This window comes from Microbacterium lacticum (assembly GCF_006716815.1).
GTDB lineage: Bacteria > Actinomycetota > Actinomycetes > Actinomycetales > Microbacteriaceae > Microbacterium > Microbacterium lacticum.
In genome coordinates this window covers 104,588-126,582 of record NZ_VFPS01000007.1, presented here as the reverse complement: position 1 = coordinate 126,582, position 21,995 = coordinate 104,588, and the positions used below count along the sequence as shown (strand labels likewise).

Sequence of the window (21,995 nt, the reverse complement as noted above, 5' to 3'; positions counted from 1 at the left end):
GATGAACTCGCGCCCGTGGTCGATGTCACGGAGCCGCACCGCGAGCATCCGCTCCTCGGCGGGCTTGAGCACCCGGTCGTGCAGCGACTTCTTCAGCGCGAGCGAGCGCACCTCGAGCGCGTCGAAGGTGTTCCGGCGCAGGTAGACCGCGAGCCCCAGACGGTTGCGCGCCGTCGCCTCCACGAGCTGCAGCGCCGCGATCTCGGGGGCGAGCTCACCGGACACCGCCTCCTGCAGGCACAGGATGTCGGCGCCGGTCGCCTCGACCAGATCGTCGAGCTCGCCGATCGCCTTGTGCTTGTTGAGGTTGTATGAGATCACCTTCATCGTGCCGCCAGCCTAGAGCCGCAACCCATGAACGCGCTCCGACTCGACACAGTGTTCCCCGTGCGGTCGCTTTCCGGTCAGTCCTCACCGCTGTCGCCGGCGGGGGAACGGCGTGCGCGCGTCTGCTCGGCACGCAGCGCGAGCAGGTCGTCGGCCGGGTAGCCGACCTCGGTCAGGGTGAGTCCGCGCGCGGCGAGCACCTTCGTCTCACTGGTGCGGATGCCGACGTCGCGGATCGCCGCGGCTTCCGACACGTCGATGCGCCCCTCCCCGACCGCCGCGCACGCGCCGACGAGCGCGCGCACCATGCTGTGGCAGAAGGCATCCGCTTTCACGTTCGCCACGAGGATCCCGTGCTCGTCCCGCCGCCAGCCGAACTCGAGCAGGGTGCGGATCGTCGTCGCGCCCTCGCGCCATTTGCAGTACGCGGCGAAGTCGTGCAGTCCGATGAGCGAGCGGGCCGCGGCATCCATCGCCTCGACATCGAGGCGCGCCTTCACCGTCGTCGTGCGTCCCCGCTCGAGCGGGTCGTAGGAGGTCTCGAGGTCGGCGATGCGGTACTCGTAGCGCCGCCAGACGGCGGAGAACCGCGCGTCGAACCCCGCGGGCGCCTCGGCACTGCGGTGCACGGCGACGTCGGGGTAGGGACCGAGCACCCCCGTCAGTCGGGCGGCGAGCGCTGCGGGTGTCGGGTTCCGCCCCTTCTCGAGCCGCGCGCGCTGCGCGTCGCTCAGATCGAGATGGGCGACCTGGCCCGACGCGTGCACGCCGGCATCGGTGCGGCCCGCGACGACCAGCTGCGGATCGCCGCCGAGTACGCGGGCGATCGCCGTCTCGAGCGTGCCCTGCACGGTGCGCAGGCCCGGCTGGCGGGCCCAGCCGCGAAAGCCGGTGCCGTCGTAGGCGAGATCGAGGCGCAGGCGCACCCGGTCAGCCTAGCCGGGCGTCGACCTCGGCACGCGTCGGCGGGTTGGCGCCCGCGCGCGAGACGGTGATGCCGGCCATGACCGCCGCGCGGCGGAGGGCCGTCTCGAGCGCGTACGCCTCGGGGAGCACCCGCGGGTCGTCCAGCACGCTCGACACGAGGCTCGCCATGGCGGCGTCGCCCGCGCCGATCGTGTCGGCCACCGTCACGACGTACGGTGCCGCAGCGACGACGCCGTGCGCACCGCGCGCGAGCAGGCCCTCCCCTCCGCGGGTGATCACGACGAGAGCGGGCCCCAGCTCCGCGATCCGCGTGAGCACCTCCTCGTCGTCGAGATCGGGGTACAGCCAGCGCGCGTCTTCATCGCTCAGCTTGACGAGATCGGCGGATGCCACGGCCTCGCCGAACCTCGCGAGCGCGCCGGCGTGGTCGCCGACGAGCGCGGGCCGGATGTTCGGGTCGACGCTCACGATCGCGCCCGCTGCCGCCGCGGCGCGGAGCGTGTCGAGCACGGCCGTGCCGCCCGGCTCGAGGAAGAGCGCGATCGATCCGGTGTGCACGGCGCGCACGCCGGCGAGGTCGCGGGCGTCGGCGGCGGGGACCGCCCAGTCGATCGCGAACTCGTACTCGGCCGAGCCGTCGGGGCGCAGCCGCGCCCGCGCGGTCGAGGTCGGTGCGTCGGTGAACGAGCGCTCGTCGACGCGGGCGCCCGACTCCTCGATCTGGGTCGCGATGCGCCGGCCGCGCTCGTCGCGGCCGATACGCGTGAGCAGCCGCGTCGCGTGGCCCTGCCGCGCGAGACCGACCGCGACGTTCGCAGGGCTGCCGCCGACGAGCTCACGATCGGCGCCGTCGTCACCGGCCACGATGTCGATCAGGGCCTCGCCGACGACCAGCACATCCGTATCCATGCCTCAGTCCTACCCGACTCCGGCGCCCACCGCGAACGCCGGCATCCGGACCCGTGTTCGTCGCCCTCCGTGCGCGCGTCGCACAGGTGGCGGACGTAGAATTGATGGCTCCGCCGTCGGCATCCGCCCCGCCCCGCCGCGGCGCCCCCGCCGACTTCCGGCCGCCCGCTTCGCACCGCCTCTGGATCATGATCACACCCACCGCGCCCCGTTACGCCGGGCTCGACGGCCTGCGCGCCGTCGCCGTGCTGATCGTCGTGCTCTACCACCTCTTCCCGGCCTGGTTCCTGCGATCGGGCTTCGTCGGCGTCGACGTGTTCTTCGTCATCTCGGGCTTTCTCATCACCTCGCTGCTGCTGCGCGAGCGCGCGGCGACCGGGCGGATCGCCCTCGCCGCGTTCTGGAAACGCCGCGCGCGGCGGCTGCTCCCCGCCCTCGCCGCGGTCGTGACGGTCTGCGCGAGTCTCGCCTGGCTGATCGGCGGGGATGTGCTCGTCGGACTCGGGCGGCAGGTGCTCGGCGCGGCGACGTTCTCGTACAACTGGCTCGCGATCGCCGGCGGCTCGACCTACTTCAGCGCCGGCGAGCCCGAGCTGTTCCGAAACCTGTGGTCGCTCGCGGTCGAGGAGCAGTTCTACCTCGTCTGGCCGCTGATGCTTCCCGTGCTGATGCTGGCCCGACGCCGCTGGATGCGGGTGGGAGCGGTGCTCGTCCTCGCCGCCGGGTCGGCGACCTGGGCGGTCGGTGCGCTCGCGTCGGGCGCGACCCTCACGCGCGCTTACTACGGCACCGACACGCACGCGTTCGGCCTGCTGCTCGGCGTCGCGCTGGCCTTCGCCCTCGACCGTTCGAGCAGCAGGATGGCCGGCAGCGCGACCGCCGGGGGTGCCACTCCCACGACGGGCCGCGCTGGCATCGCGGTGGGGATGCCTCTCGTCGGCGGTGCGGCGCTGATCGGGCTCCTCGTGGTGTCGTCGTGGCCGGACGGCGCGTCCGTCTACCCCGCCGTTCCGCTCATCGCGTCGGCGCTGACGGCGGTCGTCATCGCGTCCGCGGTCTCGCCCGGTTCGCCCCTCGGCCGGGCGCTCGACGTCGCTCCGCTCCGCTGGGTCGGCGAGCGCTCCTATGGCATCTACCTCTGGCACTGGCCGGTGGTCGTGCTGCTGACGATCGCCGCCACGGGAACGATCGTCGACACCGCCATTCCACTCGCCGTGGGCGTCACCGCGCTCGTGGTGACCCTCGGGGCGTCGGCGGTGTCGTACCGCGTGCTCGAGCAGCCCGTTCGCCGGCTCGGCGCGCGCGGCGCCGTGCGCGCTCTCGGCCTCCGACTGCGCGCCACCCCGGTGCGCCGCTTCGGCGCGATCACCGTCGTCGCCGCCGGCGCGCTCGGCGCGGTGGGCACCGCCGCCGCGGTGGCCGCCGCTCCCCCGGTGAGTTCGAGCGAGGCCGTCGTGCAGGCGGGCCTCGAGGCGCTCGCCGAGGCATCCGCCGCGCCCGCGCCGAACGGCACCCCCGCGCCGCCCGCGGCCAGCCCCACGCCGCCCGCGGCCAGCCCCACGCCGCGCGCACCGGAGCCGTCCGCGTCTACGTCGGCCGCACCGGGGGAGGCCGTACCTGGCGCCCTTCCGCCGGCGCCCGGCGTCGCGGCGCGACCGCCGCGGGCCGACGACGGCCGCCCGCTGCCGCCGGTCCACACCCCCGTCCCCGGCGACCGGATCACGGCGGTCGGCGACTCGGTCATGCTCGCCTCGGCCGGCGGCCTGCTCGACGAACGGCCCGGGATGCAGATCGACGCGGCCGTGTCGCGGTCGATGTGGCAGGGCGGCGAGATCGTGCAGACCCTCGCCGCGCAGGGCGCCCTGCGCGACTACGTCGTCATCGGGCTCGGCACGAACGGCCCGGTCGACGACGAGGAGCTGCAGACCCTGTACGACGCGGTGGGCCCGGAGCGCTGCCTGGTGCTCGTGAACGCGTTCGCCCCGCGCGACTGGATCGACGGGGTCAACACCGAGCTCACCTCGTTCGCCGCGACCCATCCGCGAGTTGCGGTCGCCGACTGGTCACGGGCGATCGCGCCGAAGGTCGACCTGCTCGCCGGCGACCAGATCCACCCGGGTCCGACCGGGGGCGCGGTCTACGCCGACACCGTCGCGGGAGCCCTCGACGCGCTCGCCAACCGTCCCGCCGACGTCGGCTACCGGGCGGGCATGGTCCATTGGGCGCTGGCGCAGGCGGAGGGACGGGCACTCGACGCCCGCTGACGCACCCCGCGTCGGATCCGCCGCCGTCAGACCCGCTCGACGAGCGCGACCGACCGCTCGGTGGGGTGAAAGCCGAGCCCCTCGTAGAGCGTGTGGGCGCCCGTCGGGCTCGCAGTGTCGACGTCGAGCACGGCGCGCTCAAGCCCGGCGGCCTGGATCGCCGTGAGGGTGCCCGCGATCACCGCGGGGGCGATCCGGCGCCCGCGATACGCGCGCACCACACCGATGAGCTCGATGTACCCGCTCGACGCGCCCATCGCCACCCAGTCGTCCTCGTTGACCGACACGAGCGAATACCCCACCACGGCGCCGTCGGCACTGATCGCCAGCCGCGACAGGTCGGGGCGGAAGAACGGCCCGCCGACGAACTTCGCCCACGTCTCGGGCTGCGAGGGCTGGCTGCCCCAGTGGTCGCGGAAGGAGTCGTTGTGCGCGAGGCGCGCGTCGTCGTCGCGATCGCGCGTGTAGGGGACGACGGTGACGCCGTCGCGCGCCGTGATCTCGGGCACGGGCAGCCGCATGTCGCGCTCCATCGACGTGAACCAGCGCTCGGCGGTGAAGCCGGCCTTCTCCGCGATGGCGCGCGCGTCGAGGTTGCCCTCCTCGGCGTAGGTCTTGAGGTCGGCCGTCCACGCCGTGCCCGCATCCTCGGCACCGCCCGCACCCGCGGCGCCGTCTGCCACAGCCCCGTCGCCGGCGCCGACCTCGGCGGCGGCCTCCGCGACCGCCTCCAGTCCCCGCGCCCGTTGCCAGCCGAACAGCGCCGTGCCGATGCCGCGGCGACGCCAGTCGGGATGCACCGCGCCGGCGAGGTTCACCGTGAGTACGCCCACGCGTGCCGGGTGCAGGAACGCCGATCCGAACGCGATGATCGTGCCCTCGGCATCCACCGCCACCAGCGAGTCGCGGGCGTGGTCGATGTGCGGCAGATCGAAGGTGTCGGCGATCTCCTCCCGCGCCGTCCCCCAGTTCGGGTGGTCGACCGCGTCGGCGGCCGCCGCGACCGCATGGATGCCATCGATGTCGGCCTCGGTCGGCGGGCGCCACTGCGCGACGGCCTCGTGCTGGGGCATCCCCGTCGGAGCGCCGTGGCGCAGGCGGTCGATACGGGAGATCAGGCTCGACTCGGTCACGCTGTCACCCTACCCGCGCCTTCCCCGCCGCAACGCACGAGGCCCGCACCCCCGGAAGGGTGCGGGCCTCGAAACGAGGGGAGACGCTTACTCGGACTTCTCCTCGACGGCGTCGGCAGCGGCGGCCTCAGCAGCCTCGCCCTCGGCCTGCGACTCGGCGCCGGCCTCGGCGGCCTGGGTCTCCTCGACCTCGACCTCGGCGCGGGTCCCCTCGACGGCGACCTCCTCGGCCGGAGCCTCGGCGGCGGGCGCCGCGGCGGCCGACTGCTTGGCCGACTTCGGCTTCGGGTTCACCGGCTCGAGCACGAGCTCGATGCGGGCCATGGGGGCGTTGTCGCCCTTGCGGTTGCCGATCTTCGTGATGCGGGTGTAGCCGCCCTCACGGTCGGCGACCTGCGGCGCGATCTCAGCGAACAGCACGTGCACGGCTTCCTTGTCACCGATGACCGACAGCACCCGGCGACGGGCGTGCAGGTCGCCGCGCTTGGCGAAGGTGATGAGGCGCTCGGCGAGCGGACGCAGGCGCTTGGCCTTCGTCTCGGTCGTCGTGATCGCACCGTGCGTGTAGAGCGCGGCGGCGAGGTTGGCGAGCAGCAGGCGCTCGTGGGCGGGGCCGCCTCCGAGGCGGGGACCCTTGGTGGGCTTGGGCATGTCAGTTACTCCAGAGGGAAAATGTCAGCAGACCGGTCGGGCGCCGATCAGATGGTCTCGTCGTCGTAGCCGCCGTAGAAGTGCGCGCCGTCGAAGCCGGGCACGGAGTCCTTCAGCGACAGACCGAGCGAGATGAGCTTGTCGCGCACCTCGTCGACCGACTTCTGACCGAAGTTGCGGATGTTCATCAGCTGCGTCTCCGAGAGGGCGACGAGCTCGGACACCGTGTTGATGCCCTCGCGCTTCAGGCAGTTGTACGAACGGACCGACATGTCGAGATCCTCGATCGGCATCGACAGTTCGCCCGAGACGACCTCGGCGACCGGCGCGGGGCCGATCTCGATGCCCTCGGCCTCGACGTTCAGCTCGCGGGCGAGACCGAACAGCTCGGTCAGCGTGCGACCGGCCGAGGCGACGGCGTCGCGCGGGGTGATCGAGGGCTTGGCCTCGACGTCGAGCACGAGCTTGTCGAAGTCGGTGCGCTCACCGGCACGGGTGGCGTCGACGCGGTACGAGACCTTCAGCACGGGCGAGTAGATCGAGTCGATCGGGATCTGCCCGGCCTCGGCGTACTCGTTGCGGTTCTGCGTCGCCGAGACGTAGCCGCGGCCACGCTCGATCGTCAGCTCGAGCTCGAAGCGGGCCGAGTCGTTGAGCGTCGCGATGACGAGCTCGGGGTTGTGCACCTCGACACCGGCCGGAGCGGAGATGTCGGCGGCGGTGACCTCACCGGCGCCGGTCTTGCGCAGGTAGGCGGTGATCGGCTCGTCGCGCTCCGACGAGACCACGAGCTGCTTGATGTTGAGGATGATCTCGGTGACATCCTCCTTCACGCCCGGGATGGTGCTGAACTCGTGCAGCACGCCGTCGATGCGGATGCTGGTGACCGCAGCCCCGGGGATCGAGGAGAGCAGGCTGCGACGCAGCGCGTTGCCGATGGTGTAACCGAAGCCGGGCTCGAGCGGCTCGATCACGAATCGGCTGCGGAACTCGCCGATCTTCTCCTCGGTCAGAGTGGGACGCTGTGCAATGAGCACTATGTGTTCCTTTCCGTCACGTGCCCGCTATATGACACGTGCGATTGCAAGAGGTGTTGAGTTGTGGAAAGTCGACGGCGACGGATGCCACGGTGTCCGTGGCATCCGTCATCGAGAGTCAGACGCGGCGGCGCTTCGGGGGGCGGCAGCCGTTGTGTGCCTGCGGGGTGACGTCGGAGATCGATCCGACCTCGAGGCCCGCGGCGGTCAGCGAACGGATCGCGGTCTCGCGGCCCGAACCCGGGCCCTTCACGAAGACGTCGACCTTCTTCACGCCGTGCTCCTGCGCCTGGCGGGCGGCCGACTCGGCGGCCATGCCGGCGGCGTACGGCGTGGACTTGCGCGAGCCCTTGAAGCCCACCCCACCCGAGGACGCCCAGCTGATCACGGCGCCCGAGGGGTCGGTGATCGAGACGATCGTGTTGTTGAACGTCGACTTGATGTGGGCGTGGCCCAGCGCGATGTTCTTCTTCTCCTTGCGGCGCGGCTTGCGCGCGGCGGTCTTGGCCTGTGCCATGTGCGTGTTCTCCTAAAACCCTGTGTTGACCGGGCGCTGCGCTTAGCGCGCCTTCTTCTTGCCGGCGACGGTGCGCTTGGGGCCCTTGCGGGTACGCGCGTTGGTCTTCGTGCGCTGGCCGCGCACGGGAAGGCCGCGACGGTGGCGCAGACCCTGGTACGAGCCGATCTCGACCTTGCGGCGGATGTCGGCGGCGACCTCGCGGCGCAGGTCACCTTCCACCTTGTAGTTGCCTTCGATGTAGTCGCGGAGTGCGACGAGCTGGTCGGCGGAAAGGTCCTTGACGCGGATCGACTCGTCGATCTCGGTGGCCTTGAGGATCTCGACCGAGCGGGTACGGCCGACGCCGTAGATGTAGGTAAGGGCGATCACCACGCGCTTGTCGCGCGGGATGTCAACGCCGGCAAGACGTGCCATGCGGTTCTCCTAGGAGTAGGTGGAGGTGTGGAGCAGCATCGGTGCCCGGGCCTCCACCCGGGGTGTCCTCCGCTCGCGCGGAATCTGACGCTGCCTGTTGTGTGTATTGAGTTGTGAGTGAGCTCGTCTGACGCTCAGCCCTGGCGCTGCTTGTGACGCGGGTTCGACTTGCAGATGACCATGACGCGACCGTGACGACGGATGACCTTGCAGTGGTCGCAGATGGGCTTGACGGACGGGTTGACCTTCATGATGTTTCCTTGCTCGCTGTCTTCACCCGACTCCGCGCCCGAGCGGTGCTCTGGGCGGAGGGGTGTTACTTCTCGACCGGTCTAGCGGTAGCGGTAGACGATGCGTCCGCGGGTGAGGTCGTAGGGCGAGAGCTCCACGACGACTCGGTCCTCGGGAATGATGCGGATGTAGTTCTGCCGCATCTTGCCGGAGATCGTCGCGAGGACCTTGTGCCCGTTGGTCAGCTCAACGCGGAACATCGCATTGGGCAGCGCCTCGGAGATCACACCCTCGATCTCGATGACTCCGTCTTTCTTCGCCATACGCTCGCTTACGCTCGGCAGACCGGTCGGTCTGCGGTGGATGGGATTGTTCGGTGCTGCGACACGCCAATGAAGGCGCAAGGCACCAAAGATCCAGTGTAGGTGATACGTCGTCGCGCGGCAAACCGCCGGTCATTCACCGTGCCGGCGGCGACGCGCCGCCACGATCAGCGCCGACGCGCCGCCCACGACGAGCACACCGCCGAGCGCGATCGCCCACCACGGCACCGTGCCGCCCGTGCCGGGAAGCCCCGGCTGCAGCGGCTGGTCGGGCTCGACGGGCGTCACGGGCTCGTCGGGCTGCAGCGTGTTCGTGACGGTCACCGAGATCGCGGTGCCCGGGGCATCCACCGTGAAGGACGCCGGGGTGATCACCGGCGACTGCCACGTGCCGCCGGCGGGGTTCGCGGAGCTCGTCTCGGTGACGGTGCACGAACTCCCGACCGGCACCTCGGTCGCGGCCGTCGCCTCGCCCGCCGACGCGGTCCAGGGTTAGGTCGTCGACCGCCCGTCCGCCGTGCAGACGACCGTGCCCGAGAACGAGTCGTCGAAGCTCAGGCCGCCGGCGAGTCGGTGACTTCGCCGTCCACCGTCCACACGGGCTCCGCCCAGACGAACCCGGGAGGCACCGGCTGCGCTCGTCTCGCCGCTCTCGTCTCGGCGCTCTCGGCGGAGACGGCGGACGGGCCGCACCGATCGCTCGGCACGGCCCGTCCAGGCATCCCTGCCGCTTACTGGAACAGCGTCTTGAACTGGCCCTTGGCCGGGATGGTGGTGTTGGAGATGACCTCGCCGTTGACCGCGATCGTCGGGGTGCCGATGCCGCTCGAGCCCGGGGCGATCGGGGTCTTGTCGGTCATCGAGGCGACGAACTTCTTGTACGTGCCGTCGGTCACGCACGAGTCGATGCCCTCGACGCCGACGCTCTTCGCGATCGCGAGGATCTCGTCGTCGGTGAGGCCGGTGGAGTTCTCGTCGGGCTGCTGGGCGAACATGGCCTGCATGAACGGGACGGCGGCGTCGGGGTCGGCCTCGGCGACGCAGTACATCGCGTTCGCGGAGCGGGTGGAGTACTCCGTGCCCTGCGAATAGCGGTCGAGGATCGCGATGGGGTGGATGTTCAGGGTGATCGTGCCGTCGTTCACGAGGTCGAGGATCTCGTCGCCGTACGTCTGCTCGAACTGGCTGCAGATCGGGCACATGAAGTCGATGTAGATGTCGAGGGTCTGCTCGCCCGAGCCGACGACGACGGCGCCGGTCTGCTGGTCGATGCCCGACCCGCTCGGCGCGGTGCCGGGGTCGGTCGCGCTGTTGTTCATCCAGACGACGAGCGCGACGACGACGGCGACGACCGCCACGACGGCCACACTCACCCAGATCGCGAACCAGTTGGTCTTGCCCGCTGCCGCATTCGCCATGTCTGTGCCTCTCTCACCTGCGGCCCACGCCGCGCGTTCCTATCTTCCCCCATCCCCACCTATGCATCCCCCGAGAACCCCGCCCCCTCCCTCTCCCCCTCCCCCTCCCCCCTCGCCTCTCGCCGAGCCGCTATGCCGCGTGCGAGCCGCTACGCCGCGGACGGTCCGGACCATGGCGGGTCGGACGCGGCGTAGCGGCTCGGCGGGGGTCAGCGAGGCGGGTGGACGGAGAAGGCGGCGAGGCGGGCGCCGAGGGCGGCGGCGGAGACGGTGTGGGCCTTCCCCCAGCGGGGGAAGCGACGGTGGGTCGTGCCGCGGATCCAGTCCTCGCGCATCTTCTCCTCGAGGACGACCTGCGCCGCATCGACGCCCGCGCCCCGCAGCCGCGGATCGAGGTACTTGCCTTCGCCGTCGTACTCGCCCCAGGCATCCGCGTCGTCGAGCCCGAAGTCGACGTAGTAGTTCCGGCCGGCGGGGCCCGGGATGGCGACCTGGAGGCGCGGCATCGCGAAGCCGAGGTCGAGCAGGTAGAGCCGGCTCACGCTCTCGCCCGGCGACGCCGCCCGGCCGTCCGCGAGCCCGAGGATCCGACGCGCCTGACGCACGCCGCGTCCCCCGCGCGGCAGGCGGGCGGCGACCTGCGCCCGGAGTGCCTCTGCGGCGGCCTCGTCGTAGAGGCCGGTCCTCTCGTCATAGGCCCGCAGGCGTACGGCCGCGTCCGCGAGGGCGAGGCCGGTCTCTTCGCTCGTCCCGCGAAGCAGGTCGGCGACGGTGCGCGGCAGCGAGGTGCAGCGCAGCCCCTCGCGTTCGACGGTGTCGGCGGTGGGGACGGCGACCTCGTGCCGGGCCACGGTCGGGGTGGATGCCAGGACGTGTCCGCTCGCGCTGCGACCGCTGAGGTGGACGCGCTGCGGCTCGATGCGGAACAGCGGCAGCCGCCAGATCACCGCGGCCGCCGTGTGCGAGTACACGAGGTCCGAGCCGCCGGTGCGGCGCGCGTCGGCCGCGACGACGCGCATGAGGTGCCGACCTTCCGTGTACGAGTCGCGCCAGGCCGTGGCATCCGCGTACCAGCCCTGGTCGATGCGGACGAGTGTGCCGGCGCGCACGCGCGCAGTGATCTCGCGTGTCGACAGTCCCGCGGCCTCGATCTGGGCGCGGGACCTGATCGCCGCACGTGCTTCGTGAATGAGCATGCCGCTCACCCTGGCCCAGTGCCGCCCTCTCTGGACGCCCCACCCCCCAGTCGGTGGACGAATCCAGAAACTCGCCCCCTGTGGAGAACTCCCCGCCCTCTGCGCTGAGCCGTTACGGCGCGGCCGAACCGCCACGATCCGTACCGTCCGCGGCGTAGCGGCTCGCACGCGGCGTAGCGGCTCGGCGGGGAAACCGGGGTTAGGCGAGGGGGGTGGGGGTGATGTGGAAGGGAGCGAGGTCGGCGGCGCCGCCGTCGGGGGCGGTCAGCACCCAGATACCGCCCTCGTGCACGGCGACGCTGTGCTCCCAGTGCGAGCCGTCGGAGCCGTCGACGGTGGTGACGGTCCAGTCGTCGTCCTCGACGAACGTGGCCTCCGATCCGGCGGTCACCATCGGCTCGATCGCGAGGCAGAGCCCCGGACGCACCTCGGGTCCGAGGTCGGCGACCCGGTAGTTGAACACCGTCGGCCCCTCGTGCATCTTGCGGCCGATCCCGTGCCCGACGTAGTCGCGCAGGATGCCGTACTCGCGACCGTCTTCCGCGGCGGCACGCTCGATGTAGCCCTGCACGGCATCGCCGATCTCACCGACGCGGCGAGCGGATGCCAGGGCCGCCACCCCGGCCCAGAGCGAGCCGCGCGTGACCTCCGACAGACGCTCGCGCGCCGCGGTGACGACGGGGTCGCCGCCCGGCACGACGATCGTGATCGCCGAGTCGCCGTTCCAGCCGCGCAGCTGCGCACCGGCGTCGATCGACACGATGTCGCCCGGCTCCAGCACCCGGTCTCCGGGGATCCCGTGCACCACCTGGTCGTTCACCGACACGCACGTCGTGTGCCGGTAGCCACGCACCAGCTGGAAGTTCGACTCCGCACCGCGGGCGGTGATGACGGCGGATGCCGCGGCATCCAGTTCGCCCGTCGTCACGCCCGGCGCGATGAGCGCCCGCACCGCGTCGAGCGCAGCGGCGGTGATGAGGCCGGGTTCGACCATCGCCCGCAGCTGGGCGGGCGTTTTGTACAGCGAGCGGCGCAGTCCCACGGTCAGCCGCTCAGGCGACGATGCCGCGCGCGGCCAGCGCCGTGATGATCCGCTCGAACACCTCGTCGAGCGTGCCCACGCCGTCGACCTCGAACGCGACGCCGCGCTCGCGGTAGACGTCGAGGATCGGCGCGGTCTCGGACTCGTAGATCGAGAGCCGCTTCGCGATCGACTCGTCGTTGTCGTCGCTGCGCCCCTGCTCGGCGGCCCGCAGCGGAATGCGGCGGATCGACTCCTCGCGGGGCACCGACAGCTCGATCACACCGGTGAGCGGTTCGTCGCGCTCCTCGAGGAACGCGTCGAGGTCGCCGACCTGGCCGATGTTGCGCGGGTAGCCGTCGAGCAGGAAGCCGCCCGCGGCGTCGTCCTGCGCGAGGCGGTCGCGCACGATCGCGCCGGTGAGCTCGTCGGGAACGAGGTCGCCCGCCTCGATGATCGCCTGCACCTGCTGCCCGAGGGGCGTACCCTCCTTGACGTTCGCGCGGAAGACGTCGCCGGTGGAGATCGCCGGGATCCGGAACGCCTCGGCGACGCGCGCGCCCTGCGTGCCCTTGCCCGACCCCTGGGGTCCGATGATCAGAAGCCGCGGAAGCGTCATCGCAGGAGCCCTTCGTAGTGACGCTGCTGCAGCTGAGCGTCGATCTGCTTCACCGTCTCGAGACCGACACCCACGATGATGAGGATCGAGGCGCCGCCGAACGGGAAGTTCTGGTTGGCACCCACCGTCGCCAGCGCGATCAGCGGCAGCAGGGCGATCAGACCCAGATAGATCGCGCCCGGCAGGGTGATGCGCGTGAGCACGTAGTCGAGGTATTCGGCCGTCGGGCGTCCGGCACGGATGCCCGGGATGAAGCCGCCGTACTTCTTCATGTTGTCGGCGACCTCGACCGGGTTGAACGTGATCGCGACGTAGAAGTACGTGAACCCGACGATCAGGAGGAAGTACAGCAGCATGTACAGCGGGTGATCGCCCTTGGTGAGGTACGACTGGATCCACGTCACCCAGCCCGGCACGTTGCCATTGGCATCCGGCGTCTGGTTGAACTGCGCGATCAGCGCAGGGATGTACAGCAGCGACGAGGCGAAGATGACGGGCACGACGCCGGCCATGTTGACCTTGATCGGGATGTAGGTGTTCGTGCCGCCGAGCGTGCGACGGCCGACCATGCGCTTGGCGTACTGCACGGGGATGCGCCGCTGCGACTGCTCGACGAAGACGACGAGACCCATCACGATGATGCCGACGATGAGGACGAGGAGGAACACCTCGAAGCCGCGCGACTGCGCGATCGACCACATCGCGGCCGGGAAGGTCGCCGCGATCGAGGTGAAGATGAGGATCGACATGCCGTTGCCGACACCGCGCTCGGTGACGAGTTCGGCGAACCACATGATGAGGCCCGTGCCGGCGGTCAGGGTGAAGATCATGAGCAGCTGCGCCCACCACGCGTCGTTGGTCAGCAGGCTGTTGCAGGAAGCGATCGAGGTGGTGCCGAACAGCTGGCCCGACCGGGCGACCGTGACGAGGGTCGTCGACTGCAGGAGCGCCAGCGCGATCGTGAGGTAGCGGGTGTACTGGGTGAGCTTGGCCTGACCGGCCTGGCCCTCCTTATACAGCGCCTCGAAGTGCGGGATCACCACGCGCAGCAGCTGCACGATGATCGTCGCGGTGATGTAGGGCATGACGCCCAGCGCGAAGATCGACAGCTGCAGCAGCGCACCGCCGGAGAAGAGGTTCACCAGAGACAGCAGGCCTTCGCTGGCCGAGCCGGTCTCACGCAGACAGCTCTGCACGTTCGGGTAGTTCACGAACGGGGTCGGGACGTGCGCACCCAGGCGATAGATCGCGATGATGAACAGGGTGAAGAAGATCTTCCGGCGGAGATCCGGAGTGCGGAAGACCCGCGCGATGGCGCTGAACAAGGGGATTTCCTCCAGTGGTCGGACGGGTCAGGCGGCCGTGGCCGCAGACACCGTCTCCCAGAGTACGGCAACAGGGGCCGGCACCCGGTCCTCGAACGAATCGAGTGGTCGTGCCGGCCCCTGCCGTGGACTTACTTGATCTCGCCGCCCGCGGCGACGATCTTCTGCTCGGCCGCACCCGAGACCTTGTCGACGGACACCGTCAGCTTGACCGAGATGTCGCCGGTGCCGAGCACCTTGACCTTCTCGTTCTTGCGCACGGCACCCTTGGCGACGAGGTCGCTGACGGTGACGTCGCCACCGGTCGGGTACAGCTCCGCGAGCTTGTCGAGGTTGACCACCTGGTACTCGACGCGGAACGGGTTCTTGAACCCGCGCAGCTTCGGAGTGCGCATGTGGAGGGGCATCTGCCCACCCTCGAAGCCCACCTTGACCTGGTAGCGCGCCTTCGTGCCCTTGGTACCACGGCCCGACGTCTTACCCTTCGAGCCCTCACCGCGACCGACACGGGTCTTGGCGGTGTTGGCCCCGGGGACGGGACGCAGGTGGTGCACCTTCAGCACACCGGGGCGCGAGACCTCGGCATCCTTCTTCGCGGGCGCCTTCTTCGCAGCAGGCTTCTTCGCAACCGTGCTCTTCTTCTCGGCGACCTTCTCGGTCACCTTCTCAGCCTTCTCGGCCATCAGTCGATCTCCTCAACCTTCACGAGGTGGGCGACGGTCTTGACGTAACCGCGCGTCTGCGCGTCGTCGGGACGGACGACCGAGTCGCCGATCCGCTTCAGACCCAGCGAACGCAGCGTGTCACGCTGGTTCTGCTTCTCGCTCACCTTGGACTTGACCTGGGTCACCTTCAGGCGCGCGGCCATCAGACACCTGCCTTCGCTGCGGCCGCGGCGTCAGCCTCGGCCCGGATCAGACGCGCGGGGGCCACCTGGTCGAAGTCGAGACCTCGACGGGCGGCGACCGCACGGGGCTCCTCGAGGCTCTTGAGGGCCTCGACAGTCGCGTGCACGATGTTGATCGTGTTCGACGAGCCGAGCGACTTCGAGAGCACGTCGTGGATGCCGGCGCACTCGAGCACGGCGCGGACGGGACCACCGGCGATGACACCGGTACCGGCAGCGGCGGGGCGCAGCAGCACCACACCGGCGGCGGCCTCACCCTGGACGGGGTGGGGAATCGTCGAGCCGGCACGGGGAACGCGGAAGAAGTTGCGCTTGGCCTCTTCGACACCCTTCGAGATGGCGAGGGGGACCTCACGCGCCTTGCCGTAGCCGACGCCCACGAGACCGTTGCCGTCGCCCACGACGACGAGCGCCGTGAAGCTGAAGCGGCGACCGCCCTTGACGACCTTCGACACACGGTTGATGGTGACGACGCGCTCCAGGAACTGGCTCTTGTCGGCGTCACGCCCACCGCGGTCACGCGTCTGGCTGCGCTCGCGGCCTCCGCGGCGCGGCTCGCGCTCGCGCTCGACGGGCGCCTCGGCGGCGGCCGTCTGCTCAGTGGCCTCTGCGGTCACGTCGTTCTCCACATTCTGAGTAGTTGCGTCACTCACAGGTTCAGACCTCCCTCGCGCGCGCCTTCGGCGATCGCCGCGACACGCCCCGCGTAGCGGTTGCCACCGCGGTCGAACACGACGTCCTCGACGCCGGCGGCCTTCGCACGCTCGGCGACCAGCTCGCCGACCTTGCGGGCCTTGGCGGTCTTGTCACCGTCGAACGCGCGCAGGTCGTTCTCGAGCGTGGATGCCGAGGCCACGGTGTGGCCCTTGCTGTCGTCCACGAGCTGCACGAACACGTGGCGGGCCGAACGGGTGACGACCAGGCGCGGACGCGCCTCGGTGCCCACGATCTTCTTGCGAAGGCGGGCGTGACGACGCGAACGCGCGTCGGACTTCGACTTCACAGCCATGATTACTTACCAGCCTTTCCGGCCTTGCGGCGGACGACCTCGCCGGCGTACCGCACACCCTTGCCCTTGTACGGCTCGGGCTTGCGGATCTTGCGGATGTTCGCGGCGGCCTCGCCGACCGCCTGCTTGGAGATGCCGCTGACGGTGACCTTGTTGTTGCCCTCGACGGTCAGCGTGATGCCGGCCGGGGGCTCCACGAGCACCGGGTGCGAGAAGCCGAGCGCGAACTCGACCGCGGCACCCTTCTGCGCGACGCGGTAACCGGTGCCGACGACCTCGAGGCCCTTGGTGTAGCCCTCGGTGACGCCGATGATGTTGTTGTTGATGAGCGTGCGGGTCAGGCCGTGGAGCGACCGCGACTCGCGCTCGTCGTCGGGGCGGGAGACCAGGACCTGTCCGTCCTCGACGGAGACCTCGATGGGCTTGGCCACGGAGAGCGCGAGCTCGCCCTTGGGGCCCTTGACGGCGACATCCTGGCCGTCCACCGAAACGGTGACGCCGGCGGGGATGACGATGGGGAGACGTCCGATACGCGACATGTCAGATCACCACACGTAGGCGAGGACTTCCCCACCCACGCCCTTCTGCTCGGCCTGACGGTCGGTGAGAAGACCGGAGGAGGTGGACAGGATCGCGACACCGAGGCCACCGAGGACGGTGGGGATCTCGGTCGAGCGTGCGTAGACACGCAGACCCGGCTTCGAGACGCGCTTGATGCCGGCGATCGACCGCTCGCGGTTCGGGCCGTACTTGAGCGTCAGCGTCAGGGTCTGCCCGACGCGGGCGTCCGAGACCTCCCAGGAGGAGATGTAGCCCTCCTGCTTGAGGATCTCGGCGATGTTGGTCTTGAGCTTCGAGCTCGGCAGCGACACGGAGTCGTGGTGCGCCGAGTTCGCGTTGCGCAGACGGGTCAGCATATCTGCGACCGGGTCTGTCATCGTCATGTGTTGTTTCCTTTGTTCACGTGGTTTCGGATGCCGTTACGCGACACCCGACCTTCTTGATGGGTCGATCAGTCCTCGGACTGGAAGGGGAAGCCGATCTGACGCAGGAGCGAGCGGCCCTCGGCATCCGACTTCGCGGTCGTGACGACCGTGATGTCGAAGCCGCGGACGCGGTCGATCTTGTCCGGGTTGATCTCGTGGAAGACCGACTGCTCCTGCAGGCCGAACGTGTAGTTGCCGTTGCCGTCGAACTGCTTGGGCGACAGGCCCCGGAAGTCGCGGATGCGGGGCAGAGCGAGCGTCACGAGACGGTCGAGGAACTCCCACGCGCGGTCACCGCGGAGGGTGACGTGCGCGCCGATTGCCTGACCCTCGCGCAGCTTGAACTGCGCGATGGACTTGCGGGCCTTGGTCACGACTGGCTTCTGGCCGGTGATCTTGGTGAGGTCGTCGACCGCACCATCGATCACCTTGGAGTCGCGAGCCGCCTCACCGACACCGGTGTTGACGACGACCTTGACGATCCCGGGGATCTGCATGACGTTGTCGTAGCCGAACTCGTCCTGCAGCGCCTTCTTGATCTCGGCGTTGTACTTCTGCTTCAGACGGGGCTGGATTTTGCCAGTCTCCGTGGCAGTGGTGGTGCTCATCAGAGGTCCTTACCGCTCTTCTTCGCGTAGCGCACGCGGACGGTGCGCTTCACGCCGTCCTTCGTCTGCTCCTCGACGCGGTGACCGACACGGGTCGGCTTCTTGGTCGAGGGGTCGACGAGGGCGACGTTGGAGATGTGGATCGGGGCTTCCATCGTCTCGATGCCGCCCGTCTTGGTGCCCCGCTGGGTCTGGCCCACGCGGGTGTGCTTGGTGACGTAGTTGACGCCCTCGACGATGACACGGTTCTGCCCGACGAGGATGTCGAGCACCTTGCCCTGCTTGCCGCGGTCGCCGCCCTTGTCCTGCTTCTTGCCTGTGATGACCTGAACGAGGTCACCCTTCTTGATCTTGGCCATAAGGTCAGATCACCTCCGGGGCGAGCGAGACGATCTTCATGAACTTCTTGTCACGAAGCTCACGACCGACCGGTCCGAAGATGCGGGTGCCGCGGGGCTCCCCGTCGCTCTTCAGGATGACGGCGGCGTTCTCGTCGAACTTGATGTAGGACCCGTCGGCACGACGGGTCTGCTTGACGGTGCGGACGACGACGGCCTTGACCACGTCGCCCTTCTTGACGTTGCCGCCGGGGATCGCGTCCTTGACGGTCGCCACGATGATGTCGCCCAGGCCCGCGTAGCGGCGGTTCGAGCCACCGAGCACGCGGATCGTGAGCAGCTCCTTGGCGCCGGTGTTGTCGGCGACCTTGAGGCGGGACTCTGTCTGAATCACTTGTTACTCCTTGGGTTCCAAGCAGGCCGAGGCCTTACTTGGCCTTCTCGAGGATCTCGACCAGACGCCAGCGCTTGGTGGCGCTCAGCGGACGGGTCTCGTTGATGAGCACGAGGTCGCCGATGCCGGCGGCGTTCAGCTCGTCGTGGGCCTTGACCTTCGACGTGCGACGGATGACCTTGCCGTAGAGGGGGTGCTTCACGCGGTCCTCGACCTCGACGACGATCGTCTTGTCCATCTTGTCGCTGGTCACGTAGCCGCGGCGGGCCTTGCGGTATCCGCGGGCCTCCGCGTCGCGCACGTCGTGCGCGGCGTGCTCGTGGCCCTCGGCCGTCTCGACGACAGCTTCTTCAGCCTTCTTGGTGGCCATCACTCAGCCTCTTCCTTCGCAGCGGCGTCGCCGGCGGCATCCGCCTTCTTCGTCGCCTTCTTCTTCGTCTTCGGCGCGGCCTCGACGGGGGCGGGCGTGGCACGGATGCCCAGCTCGCGCTCACGGATCACGGTGTAGAGCCGCGCGATGTCGCGCTTGACCGCACGGATGCGGCCGTGGCTCTCGAGCTGGCCGGTGGCCGACTGGAAGCGCAGGTTGAACAGCTCTTCCTTGGCCTTGCGCAGCTCCTCGACGAGGCGCTGGTCCTCGAAGGTGTCGAGCTCGCTCGGTGCGAGCGTCTTGGTTCCGACGGCCATTACGCGTCGCCCTCCTCGCGCTTGATGATGCGTGCCTTCAGCGGCAGCTTGTGGATTGCCCGGGTGAGGGCCTCGCGTGCGAGCTCCTCGTTCACGCCCGCGACCTCGAAGAGGACGCGACCCGGCTTGACGTTGGCGACCCACCACTCCGGCGAACCCTTACCCGAACCCATGCGGGTCTCGGCGGGCTTCTTGGTGAGCGGACGGTCGGGGTAGATGTTGATCCACACCTTTCCACCACGCTTGATGTGACGGGTCATCGCGATACGAGCGGACTCGATCTGACGGTTCGTCACGTACGCGGGGGTCAGCGCCTGGATGCCGAACTCACCGAAGGAGACCTTCGTGCCGCCGGTCGCCTGGCCGGAACGGCCGGGGTGGTGCTGCTTGCGGTACTTGACCTTGCGGGGGATAAGCATTATGCCGATGCTCCTTCTGCGACGGGTGCGTCGTTGCGGGGGCCGCGGCGACGGTCGCCACCACGGTCATCGCGACCACGGGGCGCCTTCGGCGCGTTCGCCTGCTCGCGCGCGAGCTCCTTGTTGGTGAGGTCGCCCTTGTAGATCCAGACCTTCACGCCGATGCGGCCGAAGGTGGTCTTGGCCTCGTAGAAGCCGTAGTCGATGTTCGCGCGCAGGGTGTGCAGGGGCACACGACCGTCGCGGTAGAACTCCGACCGGCTCATCTCGGCGCCGCCGAGACGGCCCGAGACCTGGATGCGGATGCCCTTGGCACCGGCACGCTGGGCGCCCTGCAGACCCTTGCGCATCGCGCGACGGAAGGCCACGCGCGCGGAGAGCTGCTCGGCGATGCCCTGCGCGACCAGCTGAGCGTCGGCCTCGGGGTTCTTCACCTCGAGGATGTTCAGCTGGATCTGCTTGCCGGTGAGCTTCTCGAGGTCGGCGCGGATGCGCTCGGCCTCGGCGCCGCGGCGGCCGATCACGATGCCCGGGCGGGCGGTGTGGATGTCGACGCGGACGCGGTCACGCGTGCGCTCGATCTCGATCCCGCTGACGCCGGCGCGGTCGAGCTGCGTCTGCAGGAGCTTGCGGATCTTGATGTCCTCGGCCACGTAGTCCGCGTAACGCTGACCCGGCTTCGTCGAGTCGGAGAACCACCGCGACACGTGGTCGGTGGTGATCCCGAGGCGGAAGCCGTACGGGTTGACCTTCTGTCCCATTACTTGCTCGCCTTCTTGTTGGTCTCGGCGACCTCGGGGGTCGCGAGCTGGATCGTGATGTGGCTCGTGCGCTTCTTGATCTGGAACGCGCGACCCTGAGCGCGGGGGCGGAAACGCTTGAGCGTCGTGCCCTCGTCGACGTACGCGTTGCTCACGTACAGGTCCTGCTCGTCCAGGTACTCGCCGTCCTTGTCCGCCTTCACGCGGGCGTTGGCGATCGCCGACTCCACGAGCTTGTAGATAGGCTCACTGGCGGCCTGCGGCGCGAACTTCAGGATGGCCAGGGCCTCCTGAGCCTGCTTGCCCTTGATGAGCGCGACGACACGACGAGCCTTCTGAGGGGTCACGCGGATGTGCTTGACGCGTGCGATGGAATCCACCATTTGTCTCCTCCTCTGTCCTCTCTGAGGCGCCCCGCGTTAGCGGCGGCGACCCTTCTTGTCGTCCTTCTCGTGGCCGCGGAAGGTGCGGGTGGGCGCGAACTCGCCCAGCTTGTGGCCGACCATGGCCTCGGACACGAACACGGGGATGTGCTTGCGTCCGTCGTGCACGGCGATGGTGTGTCCCAGCATGGCGGGGATGATCATCGAACGGCGCGACCAGGTCTTGATGACGTTCTTGGTACCGGCTTCGTTCTGCGAGGCGACCTTGCGGAGCAGGTGCTCGTCGACGAAGGGGCCCTTCTTCAGGCTGCGAGGCATCTTCCTCTACTCCTACTTGCGCTTCTTGCCGGCGTTGCGACGGCGGACGATGTACTTGTCGCTCTCCTTGTTGGGGTGGCGGGTGCGACCCTCAGCCTGGCCCCAGGGAGTGACGGGGTGACGGCCACCGGAGGTCTTGCCCTCACCACCACCGTGCGGGTGGTCGACCGGGTTCATGGCGACACCGCGGACGGTCGGGCGCACGCCCTTCCAACGCTTGCGGCCGGCCTTGCCCCAGTTGATGTTCGACTGCTCCGCGTTGCCGACCTCGCCGATGGTCGCGCGGCAGCGCGCATCGACGTTGCGGATCTCGCCCGAGGGCAGACGCAGCTGGGCGTAGGGGCCGTCCTTGGCGACGAGACGCACCGAGGCGCCCGCCGAGCGCGCCATCTTCGCGCCGCCGCCGGGGCGAAGCTCGATGGCGTGGATGACCGTACCGGTGGGGATGTTCTTCAGCGGCAGGTTGTTGCCCGGCTTGATGTCGGCCGAGGCACCGGACTCGACGATGTCGCCCTGCGCCAGCTTGTTCGGCGCGAGGATGTAGCGCTTCTCGCCGTCGACGTAGTGCAGCAGCGCGATGCGCGCGGTGCGGTTGGGGTCGTACTCGATGTGAGCGACCTTGGCGTTGACGCCGTCCTTGTCATTGCGACGGAAGTCGATGACGCGGTACTGGCGCTTGTGTCCACCACCGATGTGACGGGTCGTGATGCGGCCCTGGTTGTTGCGACCGCCGGTCTTCGACAGCGGGCGCAGCAGCGACTTCTCAGGCGTCGACCGGGTGATCTCGGCGAAGTCGGCCACCGACGAACCGCGGCGACCCGGGGTCGTGGGCTTGTACTTGCGAATAGCCATGGTGTGTAGTCCTCTATC

32 protein-coding genes and 2 pseudogenes are annotated in these 21,995 nt (G+C 69.5%); 1 reads left to right on the top strand and 33 read right to left on the bottom strand.

All coding sequences use genetic code 11. From position 1 onward, the window contains the following. The 3 genes and pseudogenes from FHX68_RS14510 to FHX68_RS14500 form a co-directional block, all read right to left on the bottom strand. Positions 1-327 (bottom strand): annotated as a pseudogene (locus FHX68_RS14510) (endonuclease/exonuclease/phosphatase family protein); the annotation flags it as partial. Positions 328-404: 77 nt separating this feature from the next. Continuing rightward, positions 405-1,253, bottom strand: a complete 849-nt coding sequence (gene truA, locus FHX68_RS14505; protein ID WP_141380963.1) for a tRNA pseudouridine(38-40) synthase TruA — start codon at positions 1,251-1,253, stop codon at positions 405-407. 4 nt (positions 1,254-1,257) lie between these two features. Then, on the bottom strand, positions 1,258-2,163 hold the full coding sequence (locus FHX68_RS14500; protein ID WP_141380964.1) for a carbohydrate kinase family protein: 906 nt from the start codon (positions 2,161-2,163) through the stop codon (positions 1,258-1,260). A gap of 188 nt (positions 2,164-2,351) precedes the next feature. Between FHX68_RS14500 and FHX68_RS14495 the strand changes: the two genes are divergently transcribed. Beyond that, positions 2,352-4,427, top strand: coding sequence for an acyltransferase family protein (locus tag FHX68_RS14495; RefSeq protein WP_141380965.1), 2,076 nt, complete (start codon positions 2,352-2,354; stop codon positions 4,425-4,427). Positions 4,428-4,453: 26 nt separating this feature from the next. On the opposite strand, the gene FHX68_RS14490 is transcribed toward FHX68_RS14495, so the two are convergent. From FHX68_RS14490 to rplB, 30 genes and pseudogenes are all read right to left on the bottom strand, one after another. Further along, positions 4,454-5,560, bottom strand: a complete 1,107-nt coding sequence (locus tag FHX68_RS14490; protein ID WP_229661455.1) for a GNAT family N-acetyltransferase — start codon at positions 5,558-5,560, stop codon at positions 4,454-4,456. Positions 5,561-5,647: 87 nt separating this feature from the next. Beyond that, entirely contained in the window at positions 5,648-6,211 is a 564-nt protein-coding gene (gene rplQ / locus FHX68_RS14485) for a 50S ribosomal protein L17 (protein ID WP_141380966.1), read from the bottom strand. A gap of 47 nt (positions 6,212-6,258) precedes the next feature. Continuing rightward, positions 6,259-7,248, bottom strand: a complete 990-nt coding sequence (locus tag FHX68_RS14480) for a DNA-directed RNA polymerase subunit alpha (protein WP_141380967.1) — start codon at positions 7,246-7,248, stop codon at positions 6,259-6,261. Positions 7,249-7,366: 118 nt separating this feature from the next. Then, positions 7,367-7,765 (bottom strand): 30S ribosomal protein S11, encoded by a 399-nt coding sequence (gene rpsK / locus FHX68_RS14475; RefSeq protein ID WP_141380968.1) that lies wholly within the window; start codon positions 7,763-7,765, stop codon positions 7,367-7,369. Between the two features lie 42 nt (positions 7,766-7,807). Then, on the bottom strand, positions 7,808-8,182 hold the full coding sequence (gene rpsM / locus FHX68_RS14470; RefSeq protein WP_141380969.1) for a 30S ribosomal protein S13: 375 nt from the start codon (positions 8,180-8,182) through the stop codon (positions 7,808-7,810). A gap of 134 nt (positions 8,183-8,316) precedes the next feature. Further along, a complete protein-coding gene (gene rpmJ / locus FHX68_RS14465; RefSeq protein WP_005050492.1) occupies positions 8,317-8,433 on the bottom strand; it encodes a 50S ribosomal protein L36 in 117 nt (38 codons plus the stop codon). Positions 8,434-8,514: 81 nt separating this feature from the next. Beyond that, positions 8,515-8,736 carry a translation initiation factor IF-1 gene (gene infA, locus FHX68_RS14460; RefSeq protein ID WP_028496510.1) on the bottom strand — a complete coding sequence of 74 codons (222 nt, stop codon included), beginning with the start codon at positions 8,734-8,736 and terminating at the stop codon, positions 8,515-8,517. 132 nt (positions 8,737-8,868) lie between these two features. Continuing rightward, positions 8,869-9,060: an LPXTG cell wall anchor domain-containing protein gene (locus tag FHX68_RS15375; RefSeq protein ID WP_170214258.1), complete on the bottom strand. Its 192-nt coding sequence runs from the start codon at positions 9,058-9,060 to the stop codon at positions 8,869-8,871. 42 nt (positions 9,061-9,102) lie between these two features. After that, a pseudogene (locus FHX68_RS16390) lies at positions 9,103-9,186 on the bottom strand (DUF5979 domain-containing protein); the annotation flags it as partial. A 281-nt stretch (positions 9,187-9,467) separates the two neighbouring features. Next, positions 9,468-10,154: a DsbA family protein gene (locus tag FHX68_RS14450; protein WP_141380971.1), complete on the bottom strand. Its 687-nt coding sequence runs from the start codon at positions 10,152-10,154 to the stop codon at positions 9,468-9,470. 209 nt (positions 10,155-10,363) lie between these two features. After that, entirely contained in the window at positions 10,364-11,350 is a 987-nt protein-coding gene (locus tag FHX68_RS14445; protein ID WP_141380831.1) for a hypothetical protein, read from the bottom strand. Positions 11,351-11,549: 199 nt separating this feature from the next. Continuing rightward, complete coding sequence (gene map / locus FHX68_RS14440; protein ID WP_141380832.1) at positions 11,550-12,392, bottom strand: type I methionyl aminopeptidase; 843 nt, start codon at positions 12,390-12,392, stop codon at positions 11,550-11,552. 10 nt (positions 12,393-12,402) lie between these two features. Next, positions 12,403-12,990: an adenylate kinase gene (locus tag FHX68_RS14435; protein ID WP_141380833.1), complete on the bottom strand. Its 588-nt coding sequence runs from the start codon at positions 12,988-12,990 to the stop codon at positions 12,403-12,405. After that, positions 12,987-14,315 (bottom strand): preprotein translocase subunit SecY, encoded by a 1,329-nt coding sequence (gene secY, locus FHX68_RS14430; RefSeq protein WP_141380834.1) that lies wholly within the window; start codon positions 14,313-14,315, stop codon positions 12,987-12,989. The genes FHX68_RS14435 and secY overlap by 4 nt, the downstream gene beginning before the upstream one ends. A 131-nt stretch (positions 14,316-14,446) precedes the next feature. Further along, positions 14,447-14,998, bottom strand: coding sequence for a 50S ribosomal protein L15 (gene rplO, locus FHX68_RS14425; RefSeq protein WP_141380835.1), 552 nt, complete (start codon positions 14,996-14,998; stop codon positions 14,447-14,449). Continuing rightward, positions 14,998-15,183 (bottom strand): 50S ribosomal protein L30, encoded by a 186-nt coding sequence (gene rpmD, locus FHX68_RS14420; protein WP_023954062.1) that lies wholly within the window; start codon positions 15,181-15,183, stop codon positions 14,998-15,000. Before rpmD ends, rplO begins: the two co-directional genes overlap by 1 nt. After that, positions 15,183-15,875, bottom strand: coding sequence for a 30S ribosomal protein S5 (gene rpsE, locus FHX68_RS14415; protein ID WP_141380836.1), 693 nt, complete (start codon positions 15,873-15,875; stop codon positions 15,183-15,185). Before rpsE ends, rpmD begins: the two co-directional genes overlap by 1 nt. Beyond that, the gene (rplR, locus tag FHX68_RS14410; RefSeq protein ID WP_141380837.1) at positions 15,872-16,231 is read right to left on the bottom strand and encodes a 50S ribosomal protein L18; all 360 of its coding nucleotides are present in this window, start codon (positions 16,229-16,231) and stop codon (positions 15,872-15,874) included. The genes rpsE and rplR overlap by 4 nt, the downstream gene beginning before the upstream one ends. 2 nt (positions 16,232-16,233) lie before the next feature. Beyond that, entirely contained in the window at positions 16,234-16,770 is a 537-nt protein-coding gene (gene rplF / locus FHX68_RS14405; protein WP_141380838.1) for a 50S ribosomal protein L6, read from the bottom strand. Positions 16,771-16,776: 6 nt separating this feature from the next. Continuing rightward, a complete protein-coding gene (rpsH, locus tag FHX68_RS14400) occupies positions 16,777-17,175 on the bottom strand; it encodes a 30S ribosomal protein S8 (protein ID WP_141380839.1) in 399 nt (132 codons plus the stop codon). 68 nt (positions 17,176-17,243) lie between these two features. Beyond that, positions 17,244-17,825, bottom strand: coding sequence for a 50S ribosomal protein L5 (gene rplE, locus FHX68_RS14395; protein ID WP_141380840.1), 582 nt, complete (start codon positions 17,823-17,825; stop codon positions 17,244-17,246). Next, a complete protein-coding gene (rplX, locus tag FHX68_RS14390; protein WP_141380841.1) occupies positions 17,825-18,184 on the bottom strand; it encodes a 50S ribosomal protein L24 in 360 nt (119 codons plus the stop codon). The genes rplE and rplX overlap by 1 nt, the downstream gene beginning before the upstream one ends. Positions 18,185-18,188: 4 nt before the next feature. Further along, positions 18,189-18,557 carry a 50S ribosomal protein L14 gene (rplN, locus tag FHX68_RS14385; protein WP_141380842.1) on the bottom strand — a complete coding sequence of 123 codons (369 nt, stop codon included), beginning with the start codon at positions 18,555-18,557 and terminating at the stop codon, positions 18,189-18,191. Positions 18,558-18,591: 34 nt separating this feature from the next. After that, positions 18,592-18,927: a 30S ribosomal protein S17 gene (rpsQ, locus tag FHX68_RS16210; protein ID WP_141380843.1), complete on the bottom strand. Its 336-nt coding sequence runs from the start codon at positions 18,925-18,927 to the stop codon at positions 18,592-18,594. Continuing rightward, complete coding sequence (gene rpmC / locus FHX68_RS14375; RefSeq protein ID WP_141380844.1) at positions 18,927-19,244, bottom strand: 50S ribosomal protein L29; 318 nt, start codon at positions 19,242-19,244, stop codon at positions 18,927-18,929. The genes rpsQ and rpmC overlap by 1 nt, the downstream gene beginning before the upstream one ends. Further along, complete coding sequence (gene rplP / locus FHX68_RS14370; protein ID WP_018171451.1) at positions 19,244-19,663, bottom strand: 50S ribosomal protein L16; 420 nt, start codon at positions 19,661-19,663, stop codon at positions 19,244-19,246. Before rplP ends, rpmC begins: the two co-directional genes overlap by 1 nt. Beyond that, entirely contained in the window at positions 19,663-20,424 is a 762-nt protein-coding gene (rpsC, locus tag FHX68_RS14365; protein WP_141380845.1) for a 30S ribosomal protein S3, read from the bottom strand. The genes rplP and rpsC overlap by 1 nt, the downstream gene beginning before the upstream one ends. Beyond that, a complete protein-coding gene (gene rplV / locus FHX68_RS14360) occupies positions 20,424-20,807 on the bottom strand; it encodes a 50S ribosomal protein L22 (protein ID WP_141380846.1) in 384 nt (127 codons plus the stop codon). Before rplV ends, rpsC begins: the two co-directional genes overlap by 1 nt. Before the next feature lie 36 nt (positions 20,808-20,843). Next, positions 20,844-21,125 (bottom strand): 30S ribosomal protein S19, encoded by a 282-nt coding sequence (gene rpsS / locus FHX68_RS14355; protein ID WP_141380847.1) that lies wholly within the window; start codon positions 21,123-21,125, stop codon positions 20,844-20,846. A 12-nt stretch (positions 21,126-21,137) separates the two neighbouring features. Next, positions 21,138-21,977: a 50S ribosomal protein L2 gene (gene rplB / locus FHX68_RS14350; RefSeq protein ID WP_141380848.1), complete on the bottom strand. Its 840-nt coding sequence runs from the start codon at positions 21,975-21,977 to the stop codon at positions 21,138-21,140. Positions 21,978-21,995: the final 18 nt, after the last annotated feature.